The 15,686-nt window shown below is 53.1% G+C and carries 8 protein-coding genes, 2 tRNA genes and 3 rRNA genes; 9 read left to right on the top strand and 4 right to left on the bottom strand.

The annotated features are described in order from the left end of the window. Window positions 1-267 precede the first annotated feature (267 nt). Together crfC and ABGB15_RS19360 are read left to right on the top strand one after the other, a co-directional pair. Window positions 268-2,613 carry a clamp-binding protein CrfC gene (crfC, locus tag ABGB15_RS19365; protein ID WP_215723618.1) on the top strand — a complete coding sequence of 782 codons (2,346 nt, stop codon included), beginning with the start codon at window positions 268-270 and terminating at the stop codon, window positions 2,611-2,613. Beyond that, complete coding sequence (locus ABGB15_RS19360) at window positions 2,610-3,488, top strand: YjcZ-like family protein (RefSeq protein WP_215723619.1); 879 nt, start codon at window positions 2,610-2,612, stop codon at window positions 3,486-3,488. The genes crfC and ABGB15_RS19360 overlap by 4 nt, the downstream gene beginning before the upstream one ends. A gap of 35 nt (window positions 3,489-3,523) precedes the next feature. Here the strand turns inward: ABGB15_RS19360 and kdgT are convergent, their stop codons facing one another. Beyond that, window positions 3,524-4,516 (bottom strand): 2-keto-3-deoxygluconate transporter, encoded by a 993-nt coding sequence (gene kdgT, locus ABGB15_RS19355; RefSeq protein ID WP_215723624.1) that lies wholly within the window; start codon window positions 4,514-4,516, stop codon window positions 3,524-3,526. Between the two features lie 649 nt (window positions 4,517-5,165). Here kdgT and proP point away from each other — a divergent pair. Next, window positions 5,166-6,668: a glycine betaine/L-proline transporter ProP gene (gene proP, locus ABGB15_RS19350; protein WP_152083157.1), complete on the top strand. Its 1,503-nt coding sequence runs from the start codon at window positions 5,166-5,168 to the stop codon at window positions 6,666-6,668. A 33-nt stretch (window positions 6,669-6,701) separates the two neighbouring features. On the opposite strand, the gene ABGB15_RS19345 is transcribed toward proP, so the two are convergent. After that, on the bottom strand, window positions 6,702-7,655 hold the full coding sequence (locus ABGB15_RS19345) for a nickel/cobalt transporter (protein ID WP_215723620.1): 954 nt from the start codon (window positions 7,653-7,655) through the stop codon (window positions 6,702-6,704). A 493-nt stretch (window positions 7,656-8,148) separates the two neighbouring features. Here ABGB15_RS19345 and ABGB15_RS19340 point away from each other — a divergent pair. The 4 genes from ABGB15_RS19340 (at window position 8,149) to rrf (ending at window position 13,155) form a co-directional block, all read left to right on the top strand. Then, a 16S ribosomal RNA gene (locus ABGB15_RS19340) occupies window positions 8,149-9,688 on the top strand. 84 nt (window positions 9,689-9,772) lie between these two features. Beyond that, a tRNA-Glu gene (locus tag ABGB15_RS19335) sits at window positions 9,773-9,848 on the top strand. Window positions 9,849-10,070: 222 nt separating this feature from the next. Beyond that, window positions 10,071-12,975: ribosomal RNA gene (locus tag ABGB15_RS19330) — 23S ribosomal RNA — on the top strand. 64 nt (window positions 12,976-13,039) lie between these two features. Beyond that, window positions 13,040-13,155, top strand: a 5S ribosomal RNA gene (gene rrf, locus ABGB15_RS19325). The 16S, 23S and 5S rRNA genes sit together here with 1 tRNA gene alongside, the layout of an rRNA operon. A 239-nt stretch (window positions 13,156-13,394) precedes the next feature. On the opposite strand, the gene ABGB15_RS19320 is transcribed toward rrf, so the two are convergent. Next, a tRNA-Phe gene (locus ABGB15_RS19320) sits at window positions 13,395-13,470 on the bottom strand. A gap of 169 nt (window positions 13,471-13,639) precedes the next feature. On the opposite strand from ABGB15_RS19320, the gene ABGB15_RS19315 reads away from it, so the two are divergent. After that, window positions 13,640-14,485, top strand: coding sequence for an AraC family transcriptional regulator (locus ABGB15_RS19315; protein WP_215723890.1), 846 nt, complete (start codon window positions 13,640-13,642; stop codon window positions 14,483-14,485). 37 nt (window positions 14,486-14,522) lie between these two features. Next, on the top strand, window positions 14,523-15,113 hold the full coding sequence (locus ABGB15_RS19310) for a LysE family translocator (RefSeq protein ID WP_152083160.1): 591 nt from the start codon (window positions 14,523-14,525) through the stop codon (window positions 15,111-15,113). Here ABGB15_RS19310 and ABGB15_RS19305 read toward each other — a convergent pair. Then, window positions 15,110-15,685: a transcriptional regulator gene (locus ABGB15_RS19305; protein WP_152083161.1), complete on the bottom strand. Its 576-nt coding sequence runs from the start codon at window positions 15,683-15,685 to the stop codon at window positions 15,110-15,112. The two genes, ABGB15_RS19310 and ABGB15_RS19305, sit on opposite strands and share 4 nt — an antisense overlap. Between the last annotated feature and the right edge of the window lies 1 nt (window position 15,686).

Below are 15,686 nucleotides of genomic sequence, written 5' to 3'. Positions count from 1 at the left end.
GAATTACCTCTCTTTCCAGGTGGGTAAATAACAATGATATATCCTTAAGTTTCCTGAAACTGAGCGACGTTTTTTATCTTTTGGCTTCCTGGCCAAGGGGGATGTTTTACACGCCTTGCAAGGATAGAAATATATTTCTTATTACCATCAAGTAGTTATATTTAGTGAACATGTTTTCCATACGTGATCATATAAGCCGAAACAGCATTATTAAAACAAAGTGGCTTAATAAAAGTAATAAATTTGCGTTAAGGGAAGGCTTTTATCATGCACACACAGACCATTTTTGAATTAAGCCAGGAAGCAGAGCGCTTGTTACAGCTCGCACTGCAGAATCTTGATACGTTGAAATCAATGCCAATGGCGATGCTGGACAGTACCGCCGCCGCCATTACGGGCGTTAATAACAATGTTCTGCCGTTGCATTTCAGCGCTCGCGGCGTTGATGCACAGCAGGCAATGCTAAATAATGAATTACGTAAAATAACCCGTCTTGAAATGGTATTGGCTATCGTCGGAACCATGAAGGCGGGTAAATCGACCACCATTAACGCGATTGTGGGGACTGAAGTATTGCCGAACCGCAATCGCCCTATGACAGCACTTCCTACCCTGATTCGCCATACGCCGGACCAGAAAGAGCCGGTTCTGCATTTCTCGCATGCCTCTCCTATTGATGCATTGATTCAGCAGTTGCAGAAAAAGCTCTGCGATTACGATCGCGGTAAGCTGGCGCAGCGTCTGGAAATTGATAAAGACATGAACACGCTGCTGGAGCGCATTGAAAAAGGGGAGGCGTTTGAAAAGCATCACCTGGGGGCAGAGCCGATATTTCATTGCCTGAAGAGCCTTAATGACCTGGTGCGGCTTTCCCAGGCACTGGGCGTTGACTTCCCGTTTTCTGAGTACGCCGCCATTGAACACATTCCGGTGATTGAAGTGGAGTTTGTCCATCTTGCGGGTCTGGATGCGCATCTTGGTCAGCTGACGTTGCTTGATACGCCGGGGCCGAATGAAGCCGGGCAACCGCACCTGCAAAAAATGCTTAGCGAACAGCTGGCACGTGCGTCAGCGGTGCTGGCGGTGATGGATTATACCCAGCTCAAATCTATTTCCGATGAAGAGGTCCGCCAGGCGATTTCCGTGGCGGGAAAATCGGTGCCGCTGTATGCGCTGGTCAATAAGTTTGATCAGAAAGACCGCAACAGTGATGACGAAGAGCAGGTCAGGGCGATGATTTCCGGCACCTTAATGAAAGGGAATATCTCGCCGGGACAGATTTACCCGGTTTCGTCGATGTGGGCTTATCTGGCGAACCGCGCCCGGTATGAAATGAACACCTACGGGCGGCTTCCCGATCCCCTGGAGCAGCGCTGGGTGCAGGATTTTGCCGAAGCTGCGTTAGGACGTCGCTGGCGCACGGCCGATCTGGATGATATTGACCATATTCGCCACGCCGCCGATCTGCTGTGGGAAGATTCTCTGTTCGAACAGCCGATCCGCAAGCTGATTTACGCCGCGTATGCCAACGCCTCGTTGTTCGCTCTGCGTTCTGCGTCGCATAAGCTGCTTAACTACGCGCAAAATGCCAGGGAGTATCTTGATTTTCGCTATCAGGGGCTGACGGTCGCTTTTGAGGAGCTTGAGCTGAATATCACACGCCTTGAGGATGATATGGCGATGCTGCAGACGCGCCAGAGTGTGGTCAGTGATGAAGTGACACATGAAGTGGAAGAGGCGCTTAATGCCACCGATGAGTTTATGGCCCGGCAGAAGACGTCGCTCCAGCAGGCGATTGGTCATCTTTTCAGCCGCCATAATATTTTAGATTTGGCGGGCCTTGCACCGCGCAACGACGAGCCGGACGCGCTGAATCAGCTGGTGCTTGAGGACGAAGGGCAGGCACAGATCGTGCTGAGTAAGATCCGTTCCTCCTGCGAGCTGATTATGCTGGATGCGCAAAATAAAATTGCCCGCGAGCTGGCGTTACGTTTCGATCAACTGGAGTCGACGCTGGCGCGTTCGCTGAATGAGGCGATGCGTCCGATAGAGACGCGGATTAAAGAGCAGTTAAGCGACGCCGGATTTCGGGCGCGCATCAGCTTCCCGGCGTTTCAGGCGAATCAGCTTAACTTCAACACTCGCGTGCTGTTTAACGATGCCATTGCGCCGGATAACCGCCCGGCGGGGCAGCCTTCCGGGGCGGGTAGTATGCGTGAGACGGTATCGCGCTGGCTAAACAACCCTGGCTGGGGCTGGGAGGGTTATGTGGTGGCGCGCACGCGGTACGTTATCGATGTCGCGCAACTTCATGACAAGTTTATGCGACATATTGATCAGTTTTGTGAACAAATCCGTAAGGCTTTGGCTGCGCAGGTCGAAGTCTCTGTTACGGCAGGTATGGCAACGTTCTTTGCTGAATTCTCGCTATGCCTGGCCGGGTTACAGGAAAGTTTGCGTGATAGCCTCGCCGTGCGGCAGCAAAATGAGCATTCGACCCGAGCGCTCAGCCAGCTGTTAAAACAAAGCCTCACGACTGCGACGTGGATTCAGGAAGATACCCGACTGTTACGTGATGATATTCAAACCTTATTCGCGGCAGAGCAACCATGACAACACCGCTACTGAACGGTCCTGGGCGGACGCTGGAGTGTATTCATCCGAAATTTATGGTCGATCTGGTTCAGGGGGTGGACGCGTCGCGTCATACCCAACTGGGCCCACAGCAGCTGCAGTTTCGTGAGCGTTTGACTCAGGAGATCATGACGCAAACCCGGTTGCGGCCGTGGGCGATGGCGGGAATGCTCAACGAAAATGCGGCATTACGCCTGGGCCTGGCGGAGAAACTGGCTGGTATGCTTGACCCCGGCCATCTGGCGCTGACGCGTATGACTGACAAACTGCTGGCGTTGCGTCAGCAGACGAACCTGCGTGTGGCCCAGTCTCCGGGGCTCATGCAGCAGTACGACGAACTCTCTTCTCACTTTAAACAACGTGCCGCTTATAAAGAGAAGGCGCTTACGCAGCGCGGGCTAACGGTGCAGGCGGGGGAACATAGCGAGCAAATTTTTACCCGCTGGCGTGCCGGGCAGTATGACGGCTGGTCACTGGCCGGGCGCTGCTATATTGCTCTGGAAGAGTTACGCTGGGGGCCATTTGGTGATGCCTGCCGTCTGGGGAATGACGATGTGGCGGCAATGCTCAAAGACAACCTGCGCAGCATGGCGGCGAACTACCTTGCGCAGGGGATTAATGCCTCGCCCACGACCCGCCATTTTTACCATCAATGGCTAGCGACGCCCGCCGCTCCGGGCCTGATGGATCATAAAGATATGATGGGCTGGCTGGGTGACTGGTGCCAGGCGGATAAACATCCGGTGAGCTGGTCAGTGACGCAGAACTGGCAAACGGTAGCGCTGGGAATGCCAAGACTCTGTTCGGCAAAACGACTGGTTGAAGGGATGGTGGAAGAGATTTTTGGTGGCTGAAGTAACCCCCCTCTTTACAGGAGGGGGAGGGTGTATCAATGGTGTAATTCGACGGGTTTAGATCCTGTCTGAACGTCTGGAGCATTTCCGAAGCGTCTGGCGTACAGCGCTGTGATGATGGGCACCAGAATCGCCGTCACAATCACACTGGCGGCAACCAGCGCCGTGGCGGAAGCCGCAACGGGTTCAAACGCCGGGTTAATTTGGGCAATAATCACCGGGTTCGCCACTGCAGCGCCTGCCGCAGAAGAGGCGGCTACACCCGCTGTACCGTTTCCTCCACCAATGACGCGGTCAGCGATAATCAGCGGGATGCCGGTGATAACGATGACTGCCACGCCCAGTACAATCCCCAGCAGGCCGGTATCAAGGATCACGTTCAGATTGATGGTATTACCCAGCGCGAAGCCGAAGAACGGGATCAGTACCGGCGTGGCTTTGCTGAAGAAATCACGCAGATCGTGATCGAGGTTACCCAGCGCAAAACCGATCAGGAACGGCAGGATCGCGCCGACAAAGTGATGGGGTTCAAAGGAGGCCAGACCCGCAGAGCCGAGGATCAGCATGGTCATCAGCGGGCCGGACTCCAGAGACATCAGTACAAACGCGCCCGATTCTTCCTTTGTGCCGTACTGGTTCATCAGGCTGGCATAGAGCCCGCCGTTAGTCATGTCCATTGCTGAAACGATGGCCAGAACGGATAATCCGGCAAAGAACCCGGTCTGAATACCATTCTCTGGAATGAACATCGCGCAGATCATTGCCACCACCCATGCGACGGCTATTTTGGTGAGCACCAGCGTGCCGGATTTCCGTAAAACTGTACCGGTAGCACGCAAATTAATTGAGGCACCGATACAAAAGAACCATACGGCCAGGATCGGTACTGTTCCGGTAATCATCCCTTTTGTGAAACCACCAAAATAAGCGCCAGTGTCTGGTGCCAGCGTATTTAAGATCGCGCCCAACACCAGCGGAACCAGCATCATCCCACCGGGAATGCGTTCTATCGTGGCTTTAATTTTCATCATTAACCCTCACATCTCATCCCGCGTGACTGGCGGAAAGATCAAAAATACAATTCATTGAATTCAATTAAGTGACTGATTTATAAGTCAGTTAATTTATTATCCATGCAATAAAATTTAATAAATGTGCTCTGCTAACTACGCGTGCAAGCGCATAAGGTGTTACGTTCGGATTTATCATGCGATCAATGGAATAATGATTCAATGAAAATAAAACAATGTTTTAGTTATCTTCGTCACATATTCAATGTAAACAGAGAAATCGTCTTTGAATAATTAAAAATTATGTAAAGTTGATGTGAAGGAATGTGGCTGTTTTTTTGTTCTGCAGGCAATAATAACCTGCGTGAAAATATTTTCTGGGTATCGCCTGAAAAAGGGTGTGCCCGCATTAATTGACATTTGCTGAAAACAACTGACGAACTGGAAAGAATATGTGTGAAGTTGATCACATATATAAACGCTGGTAGGGTAAAAAGGTCATTAACTGCCCAGACAGGCGTCAACAGGTTCGGTTGTATCGACGCAAAACGTCAATGTAAGTAAACCTGCTACGCTTGAATAAGGTGATTCGCATGGAGCGAATCCCAGGTTCACAGATCGCGAACGGGACTGTGAATCGGACAGGGCTGAGTCTACGAGGAAAGCTATGCTTAGAAGGAAAAAAGTTAAACCGATTACGCTGCGCGACGTCACCATTATCGATGATGCAAAGCTGCGTAAAGCGATTACCGCCGCTTCGCTCGGTAATGCGATGGAATGGTTCGATTTCGGTGTCTACGGTTTCGTGGCCTATGCATTAGGTAAAGTGTTTTTCCCTGGTGCCGATCCCAGCCTGCAGATGATTGCCGCACTGGGTACGTTCTCCGTTCCCTTCCTGATTCGTCCACTGGGTGGTCTCTTTTTCGGTATGCTCGGCGATAAATATGGTCGCCAGAAAATACTTGCTATCACCATTGTTATTATGTCGATCAGTACATTCTGTATCGGCCTGATACCGTCCTACGCCTCGATTGGCATATGGGCACCGATTCTGCTGCTGCTCTGTAAGATGGCGCAGGGCTTCTCCGTCGGGGGCGAATATACCGGTGCGTCGATCTTCGTCGCGGAGTATTCCCCGGACCGTAAACGCGGCTTTATGGGAAGCTGGCTGGATTTCGGTTCGATTGCCGGGTTTGTGATGGGCGCGGGGGTCGTGGTGCTGATTTCAACCGTGGTTGGTGAAGAGAACTTCCTCGACTGGGGCTGGCGTATTCCGTTCTTTATAGCGCTTCCGCTGGGTATTATTGGTCTTTACCTGCGTCACGCGCTGGAAGAGACGCCTGCGTTCCAGCAGCATGTTGATAAGCTGGAGCAGGGGGACCGCGAAGGGTTGCAGGAAGGCCCGAAAGTGTCGTTCAAGGAGATTGCGACCAAACACTGGCGCAGCCTGCTGACCTGTATCGGTCTGGTGATTTCCACCAACGTGACCTATTACATGCTGCTGACCTACATGCCGAGCTACCTGTCGCATAACCTGCACTACTCGGAAGATCACGGTGTGCTGATTATTATCGCCATCATGGTCGGTATGCTGTTTGTGCAGCCGATTATGGGTCTGTTGAGTGACCGTTTTGGTCGTCGACCGTTTATCATCCTTGGCAGTGTGGCGTTGTTTGCGCTGGCGATCCCGGCCTTTATTCTGATTAACAGTAATGTGCTGGGCCTGATTTTTGCTGGCCTGCTGATGCTGGCGGTGATCCTCAACTGCTTTATCGGAGTGATGGCCTCTACGCTGCCAGCTATGTTCCCGACGCACATTCGTTATAGTGCGCTGGCGGCGGCCTTTAACATCTCGGTTCTGATTGCCGGTCTGACGCCGACACTCGCAGCTTCGCTGGTGGAGAGTACGCAGAACCTGATGATGCCTGCTTATTACCTGATGGTTATCGCGGTGATTGGCTTGATTACGGGTATCACCATGAAGGAGACGGCAAACCGTCCTCTGAAAGGCGCAACGCCTGCGGCGTCTGATATCCAGGAAGCGAAAGAGATCCTTCGTGAGCACTACGATAATGTAGAGCAAAAGATAGAAGACATTGATGCAGAGATTGAAGAGCTGCAGAAAAAGCGTTCTCGCCTGGTGGACCAGCATCCACGAATTAACGAGTAGTGATGAAACCCGCCGCTGGCGGGTTTTCTTTTATTAGCACCCGGCGGCGATATAGTCGCCGTTGGCGCTGATGGGAATTACCGTCAGGAACAGAATGGTGGCAAACAGGATCAGTACGATCCCCCCGATAATTTTGGCGACAGGCAAGACCCCGTTCAGGCTGGAGTCACCACCAAAAAATGTCACTGTGCGCTCACGTGCATAACGCACCGCCAGCGACAGCCCCATAATTGAGAGCGCCGTTCCCAGCGACATGGTCATCACAGCGGCAATGCCCCAGGTCACGATCCCGAGCGCGTTCGAGAACATCAGGATCATAATTGCACCGCTGCACGGACGTGCGCCGATTGCCAGAATGACCCCCAGGCGCGTTTTCCAGTCGCCTTTGGTCAAATCCAACCCCACCCCGTGATGGCCGCAGCCACAGTGTTCATCATGCTGATGGAATGGTTTGATGGCTGAGATAACCATTCTGCGGGGACGCAGACTCTTTAGCGCCTGATAAATGATAAACATGCCAAATGCGCCAATCAGCACGGCACTGATCTTCTCTACGTACCAGCGACTGGTACTGATATCACCCGACGCAAGGTTGAGCCCAACCGCCAGAATAAAGACAAACAGAATCGCACTTATACCCTGCATAAGGCTGCCGAGAAACGGCACGACGCGCGCGGCGAGCTGGCTTTCTTTATTTGTAGTGAGATAAGTGGTGACGATAAATTTGCCGTGTCCCGGCCCGATAGCATGCAGTACGCCATAAAAGAAAGCGCCCGTCAGCAACCATAAACCGCCGCTGTACTGGTGGTTATTGAGCTGCAGCAGGTACATTACCAGATAGCGGTGCAGGGTGATTTGCGTGGCAAGGCACCACTGTATAAAGGTGTTCCAGTGGGCATGCAGGGTAAACCCGGCAAAGAGGATCGCCAGCGCCAGCAGTCCTGCTGTAGGGATGCGCCAGTCACGCGTTAGACGTTGTGTAGTCATGGGGGTGGCCTGCAGGGGGAATATTTGCCGCTAGTATAGTTGATTTTTCCCCTTGGTTTGCAGGATCACCCGGCCGGTCTGGACATAATTGTGGATAACTCTGTGCGTAAAAAGGTATAAGGCGGGGTTTTGCTGTGGAATGCAGCAGTCAGTCATTTTTCTGTCATTTAACGGTTGCGGCCTGCGGAGAACTCCCTATAATGCGCCTCCATCGACACGGCGGATGTGAATCACTTCACAGACAGCCCGGTCGGTTGAAGAGAAAAAATCCTGAAATAACGGGTTGACTCTGAAAGAGGAAAGCGTAATATACGCCACCTCGCGACAGAGCGCTGAAGCGCGTCGCAACTGCTCTTTAACAATTTATCAGACAATCTGTGTGGGCACTCAAAGTGACATGGATTCTTAACGTCGCAAGACGAAAAATGAATACCAAGTCTCTGAGTGAACATACGTAATTCATTACGAAGTTTAATTCACGAGCATCAAACTTAAATTGAAGAGTTTGATCATGGCTCAGATTGAACGCTGGCGGCAGGCCTAACACATGCAAGTCGAGCGGTAACACAGGGAGCTTGCTCCTGGGTGACGAGCGGCGGACGGGTGAGTAATGTCTGGGAAACTGCCTGATGGAGGGGGATAACTACTGGAAACGGTAGCTAATACCGCATAACGTCGCAAGACCAAAGAGGGGGACCTTCGGGCCTCTTGCCATCAGATGTGCCCAGATGGGATTAGCTGGTAGGTGGGGTAATGGCTCACCTAGGCGACGATCCCTAGCTGGTCTGAGAGGATGACCAGCCACACTGGAACTGAGACACGGTCCAGACTCCTACGGGAGGCAGCAGTGGGGAATATTGCACAATGGGCGCAAGCCTGATGCAGCCATGCCGCGTGTATGAAGAAGGCCTTCGGGTTGTAAAGTACTTTCAGCGGGGAGGAAGGTGTTGTGGTTAATAACCGCAGCAATTGACGTTACCCGCAGAAGAAGCACCGGCTAACTCCGTGCCAGCAGCCGCGGTAATACGGAGGGTGCAAGCGTTAATCGGAATTACTGGGCGTAAAGCGCACGCAGGCGGTCTGTCAAGTCGGATGTGAAATCCCCGGGCTCAACCTGGGAACTGCATTCGAAACTGGCAGGCTGGAGTCTTGTAGAGGGGGGTAGAATTCCAGGTGTAGCGGTGAAATGCGTAGAGATCTGGAGGAATACCGGTGGCGAAGGCGGCCCCCTGGACAAAGACTGACGCTCAGGTGCGAAAGCGTGGGGAGCAAACAGGATTAGATACCCTGGTAGTCCACGCCGTAAACGATGTCGACTTGGAGGTTGTGCCCTTGAGGCGTGGCTTCCGGAGCTAACGCGTTAAGTCGACCGCCTGGGGAGTACGGCCGCAAGGTTAAAACTCAAATGAATTGACGGGGGCCCGCACAAGCGGTGGAGCATGTGGTTTAATTCGATGCAACGCGAAGAACCTTACCTGGTCTTGACATCCACGGAAGTTTTCAGAGATGAGAATGTGCCTTCGGGAACCGTGAGACAGGTGCTGCATGGCTGTCGTCAGCTCGTGTTGTGAAATGTTGGGTTAAGTCCCGCAACGAGCGCAACCCTTATCCTTTGTTGCCAGCGGTTAGGCCGGGAACTCAAAGGAGACTGCCAGTGATAAACTGGAGGAAGGTGGGGATGACGTCAAGTCATCATGGCCCTTACGACCAGGGCTACACACGTGCTACAATGGCGCATACAAAGAGAAGCGACCCCGCGAGGGCAAGCGGACCTCATAAAGTGCGTCGTAGTCCGGATTGGAGTCTGCAACTCGACTCCATGAAGTCGGAATCGCTAGTAATCGTGGATCAGAATGCCACGGTGAATACGTTCCCGGGCCTTGTACACACCGCCCGTCACACCATGGGAGTGGGTTGCAAAAGAAGTAGGTAGCTTAACCTTCGGGAGGGCGCTTACCACTTTGTGATTCATGACTGGGGTGAAGTCGTAACAAGGTAACCGTAGGGGAACCTGCGGTTGGATCACCTCCTTACCTTAAAGAACCTGCCTTTGTAGTGTCCACACAGATTGTCTGATGAAAAGTAAACAGCAAGGCGTCTTGCGATTGAGACTGTACGTCCCCTTCGTCTAGAGGCCCAGGACACCGCCCTTTCACGGCGGTAACAGGGGTTCGAATCCCCTAGGGGACGCCAAGCGTTAACTGATGAGGTCAGACCTCCCAGGGGACGCCACTTGCTGGTTTGTGAGTGAAAGTCACCGACACCTGTATCTCAAAACTGACTTGCGAGTCATGTTTGAGATATTTGCTCTTTAAAAATCTGGATCAAGCTGAAAATTGAAACGACACACAGTTAATGTGTGTTCGAGTCTCTCAAATTTTCGCAATCATGAAGTGAAACATCTTCGGGTTGTGAGGTTAAGCGACCAAGCGTACACGGTGGATGCCCTGGCAGTCAGAGGCGATGAAGGACGTGCTAATCTGCGAAAAGCGCCGGCGAGGTGATATGAACCCTTGACCCGGCGATGTCCGAATGGGGAAACCCAGTGTGTTCCGACACACTATCGTTAACTGAATACATAGGTTAACGAGGCGAACCGGGGGAACTGAAACATCTAAGTACCCCGAGGAAAAGAAATCAACCGAGATTCCCCCAGTAGCGGCGAGCGAACGGGGAGCAGCCCGGAGTCTGAATCAGCGTGTGTGTTAGTGGAACGGTCTGGAAAGTCCGACGGTACAGGGTGATAGTCCCGTACACGAAAATGCACATGCTGTGAACTCGAAGAGTAGGGCGGGACACGTGGTATCCTGTCTGAATATGGGGGGACCATCCTCCAAGGCTAAATACTCCTGACTGACCGATAGTGAACCAGTACCGTGAGGGAAAGGCGAAAAGAACCCCGGCGAGGGGAGTGAAAAAGAACCTGAAACCGTGTACGTACAAGCAGTGGGAGCCTACTTGTTAGGTGACTGCGTACCTTTTGTATAATGGGTCAGCGACTTATATTCTGTAGCAAGGTTAACCGAATAGGGGAGCCGAAGGGAAACCGAGTCTTAACTGGGCGTTAAGTTGCAGGGTATAGACCCGAAACCCGGTGATCTAGCCATGGGCAGGTTGAAGGTTGGGTAACACTAACTGGAGGACCGAACCGACTAATGTTGAAAAATTAGCGGATGACCTGTGGCTGGGGGTGAAAGGCCAATCAAACCGGGAGATAGCTGGTTCTCCCCGAAAGCTATTTAGGTAGCGCCTCGTGAACTCATCTTCGGGGGTAGAGCACTGTTTCGGCTAGGGGGCCATCCCGGCTTACCAACCCGATGCAAACTACGAATACCGAAGAATGTTATCACGGGAGACACACGGCGGGTGCTAACGTCCGTCGTGAAGAGGGAAACAACCCAGACCGCCAGCTAAGGTCCCAAAGTCATGGTTAAGTGGGAAACGATGTGGGAAGGCACAGACAGCCAGGATGTTGGCTTAGAAGCAGCCATCATTTAAAGAAAGCGTAATAGCTCACTGGTCGAGTCGGCCTGCGCGGAAGATGTAACGGGGCTAAACCATGCACCGAAGCTGCGGCAGCGACACTATGTGTTGTTGGGTAGGGGAGCGTTCTGTAAGCCGTTGAAGGTGTGCTGTGAGGCATGCTGGAGGTATCAGAAGTGCGAATGCTGACATAAGTAACGATAAAGCGGGTGAAAAGCCCGCTCGCCGGAAGACCAAGGGTTCCTGTCCAACGTTAATCGGGGCAGGGTGAGTCGACCCCTAAGGCGAGGCCGAAAGGCGTAGTCGATGGGAAACAGGTTAATATTCCTGTACTTGGTGTTACTGCGAAGGGGGGACGGAGAAGGCTATGTCGGCCGGGCGACGGTTGTCCCGGTTTAAGCATGTAGGCGGAGGTTCCAGGTAAATCCGGTACCTTTTTAACGCTGAGGTGTGATGACGAGGCACTACGGTGCTGAAGTGACAAATGCCCTGCTTCCAGGAAAAGCCTCTAAGCATCAGGTAACATCAAATCGTACCCCAAACCGACACAGGTGGTCAGGTAGAGAATACCAAGGCGCTTGAGAGAACTCGGGTGAAGGAACTAGGCAAAATGGTGCCGTAACTTCGGGAGAAGGCACGCTGATATGTAGGTGAAGCCCCTGCGGGTGGAGCTGAAATCAGTCGAAGATACCAGCTGGCTGCAACTGTTTATTAAAAACACAGCACTGTGCAAACACGAAAGTGGACGTATACGGTGTGACGCCTGCCCGGTGCCGGAAGGTTAATTGATGGGGTTAGCGGCAACGCGAAGCTCTTGATCGAAGCCCCGGTAAACGGCGGCCGTAACTATAACGGTCCTAAGGTAGCGAAATTCCTTGTCGGGTAAGTTCCGACCTGCACGAATGGCGTAATGATGGCCAGGCTGTCTCCACCCGAGACTCAGTGAAATTGAACTCGCTGTGAAGATGCAGTGTACCCGCGGCAAGACGGAAAGACCCCGTGAACCTTTACTATAGCTTGACACTGAACACTGGTCCTTGATGTGTAGGATAGGTGGGAGGCTTTGAAGCGTGGACGCCAGTCTGCGTGGAGCCGCCCTTGAAATACCACCCTTTAATGGCTGGTGTTCTAACGTGGACCCGTAATCCGGGTTGCGGACAGTGTCTGGTGGGTAGTTTGACTGGGGCGGTCTCCTCCCAAAGAGTAACGGAGGAGCACGAAGGTCAGCTAATCCTGGTCGGACATCAGGAGGTTAGTGCAATGGCATAAGCTGGCTTGACTGCGAGCGTGACGGCGCGAGCAGGTGCGAAAGCAGGTCATAGTGATCCGGTGGTTCTGAATGGAAGGGCCATCGCTCAACGGATAAAAGGTACTCCGGGGATAACAGGCTGATACCGCCCAAGAGTTCATATCGACGGCGGTGTTTGGCACCTCGATGTCGGCTCATCACATCCTGGGGCTGAAGTAGGTCCCAAGGGTATGGCTGTTCGCCATTTAAAGTGGTACGCGAGCTGGGTTTAGAACGTCGTGAGACAGTTCGGTCCCTATCTGCCGTGGGCGCTGGAGAACTGAGGGGGGCTGCTCCTAGTACGAGAGGACCGGAGTGGACGCATCACTGGTGTTCGGGTTGTCATGCCAATGGCACTGCCCGGTAGCTAAATGCGGAAGAGATAAGTGCTGAAAGCATCTAAGCACGAAACTTGCCCCGAGATGAGTTCTCCCTGACTCCTTGAGAGTCCTGAAGGAACGTTGAAGACGACGACGTTGATAGGTCGGGTGTGTAAGCGCAGCGATGCGTTGAGCTAACCGATACTAATGAACCGTGAGGCTTAACCTTACAACGCCGAAGATGTTTTGGCGAAGAGACACGATTTTCAGCCTGATACAGATAACAGAATTTGCCTGGCGGCTGTAGCGCGGTGGTCCCACCTGACCCCATGCCGAACTCAGAAGTGAAACGCCGTAGCGCCGATGGTAGTGTGGGGTCTCCCCATGTGAGAGTAGGGAACTGCCAGGCATCAATTAAAAGAACCCCGTACCGTAAGGTGCGGGGTTTTTTGCTTTGTGCGCGAGAAAACATACCGGATGGCGGCTTCGCCTTATCCGGCCTACAAACCTTGTAGGCCTGGTAAGCGCAGCGCCACCGGGCACGCCAGACCGCACGATCTCACTGGAAAAAGAAGCAGGGATAAAAGAGAAGGGATTTATAAACGCAGAAAAGCAAAAACCCAGCCATAGGCTGGGTTCTTTAAATAGTGGTGCCCGGACTCGGAATCGAACCAAGGACACGGGGATTTTCAATCCCCTGCTCTACCGACTGAGCTATCCGGGCAACGGAGCGCATTAAACCGCAATCAGGCACGAGCGTCAACAATATTTCGGGAAAAGCTGTTCAACTGCTTAACTTTGCGGCAATCTGTCCGTTTGCGCAGCGAAATTGCACAAATCTTCCAGACAGTCCCGGTTCAACGCGGCAATGCTGATAGCACGAGGAGGACAGTATGGCGAACGACTGGCTTGAACTGCGTCAGCATGCAGATACGGGTATTGAAACCATTAAAGCGCACTTCGAAGGCCATGCCTACGATCCGCACTGGCACGATAGCTACCTGGCAGGCATCACTCTCTCGGGTACGCAGCAATTTCACTGTCGGCGTGAGCGTCATCGAAGCCACCCAGGTGATGCGTTTTTACTGGAGCCTGGGGAGATCCATGACGGCGATGCGCCGTTGGAAGGCGGGTTTACTTATCTGACTTTTTATCTTGATGAGAGGTGGCTGACCAATACGCTGCACGGGCTATATGAATCCACGCCGGGAAGCTATTCGCTCCATTTTGCCCAAACGCTGACACGTGAGCCGCAGCTGGTACGCTCTATTGGTGATACCTTTGCCACGTTGCATAACGACGAGATGAAAATTGTCCAGCAAAGCACGATGGATAATCTGCTTTCGCAGATCACTGCTCACTGCCACTGGCGCAAAAGAGTGCCGTCTCAGTTGCAAAGCGCTGCCGTGGCGCATCGTGCGCGGGATTATCTCTATGCCCATATGGGAGACAATGTTGGGTTGTCTGATCTTGCACGCGAGACGGGGACCGACCGTTTCACATTGACGCGCTGCTTCAAGCGCGAGTTTCATCTGGCACCGCATGCCTGGCTTATCCAGTTACGTCTGGCAAAGGCGCGGCAGTTACTGGCGCGAGGCGAACAGCCAGTTGATGTCGCGGCGGAGGTCGGCTTTGCCGATCAAAGTCATCTGGGACGCTGGTTCCAGCGTGCGTATCGTATGTCCCCGGCGCAGTACCGTCGCTTATGCACAAACCTTCCAGACGTTTCCAGAAAATAGCGGCACATTGATGGCTCTAACAATAAAGGAGCCACCTGTGAGTCTGATGCCCTTCCTGCTGTTCGCGTTTGTCGCCTCGATAACACCCGGACCAACGAATATCCTCGTTCTTACCAACAGTCAGCACTATGGTGTGAAAAATACCGTGCCTGCTATTCTGGGCGGGTGTATTGCGGCCAGCGCGATTGTGCTGATCTCCGGGGCGGGGGCAGGCGAAGTGCTGCGCCAGTTTCCGCTGGTACGTCAGGTGATGAGCTGGACGGGCGTGCTGTGGCTAAGCTGGATGAGCTGGCAACTGTTCAGCGCACCCGCCGCCCGTCTCTCCTCTGAAAGCCAGATACGATTCACTGCACAGGCAGCGGCATTGTTGCAGATCGTCAATCCTAAAACCTGGATGATGGCGCTGGCGGTCGTGAGCTTGTTTGCTCCCGCAAGCGATCATGCGCTACGGGATGTTGCGCTAATGGCACTGTGGTTCCTGGTTATCTCAATTGCGTGTCTGATGTGCTGGGCGTGGCTGGGGAAGGCGGTAAACCGGGTATTTCGCACCACCGTGGCGATGGTGCGATTTCAGCGTCTGATGGCGCTCTGCCTGTTCCTCTCCGCCTGGGCGGGGATACTGGTTTAAGTCAGCGCACCACCCATACGGCATTGTGCAAAGCGCAGAATGTCTTCCGCCAGACGGTGCGCCGTATCCACATCTGCCTGGCTACGGTTCACCAGCATGCGGCTCAGGCAGCCTTCCAGTACCAGCTCCATTTGTTTTGCCACCATCGCCGGATCGTCCACTTCCAGCGTGGTCAGCAGTTCATGGGTGAAGTCATGAGCAGCACGTTTTTGCTGATCCGCCAGCTGATGGATCGGATGCCCTGGGTCAGGGTAGAACGTACAGGCCGCAATAAACAGGCAGCCCGGATAGCGATTGTTGCTTACACATTCACTCAGGGCGGTATAGCGCGCCAGCAGCTTTTGCTCTGCTGTCAGCTCTTCATTCAACATCAACTGCCTGCGCCAGATATCAACCTGCTGGCTAAGATAGCGCAGGGCATCGTAAAGCAGCGCCTCTTTGTCGGGCCAGAAGCGTTTAAGCTCGTCCAGAGGGTAATCGATACGGTCGGCGACCATCTCAAGCGTGGTGCTGGCGATCCCTTGAATCTCAAGTAATTGCAGGGCTTGTCCCAGTACGTCTTCGCGTTGCACG

The organism is Enterobacter sp. MALB-1, from assembly GCF_041021625.1.
Taxonomy (GTDB): Bacteria; Pseudomonadota; Gammaproteobacteria; order Enterobacterales; family Enterobacteriaceae; genus Enterobacter; species Enterobacter oligotrophicus.
This window is presented reverse-complemented; position numbering and strand designations above follow the sequence as displayed.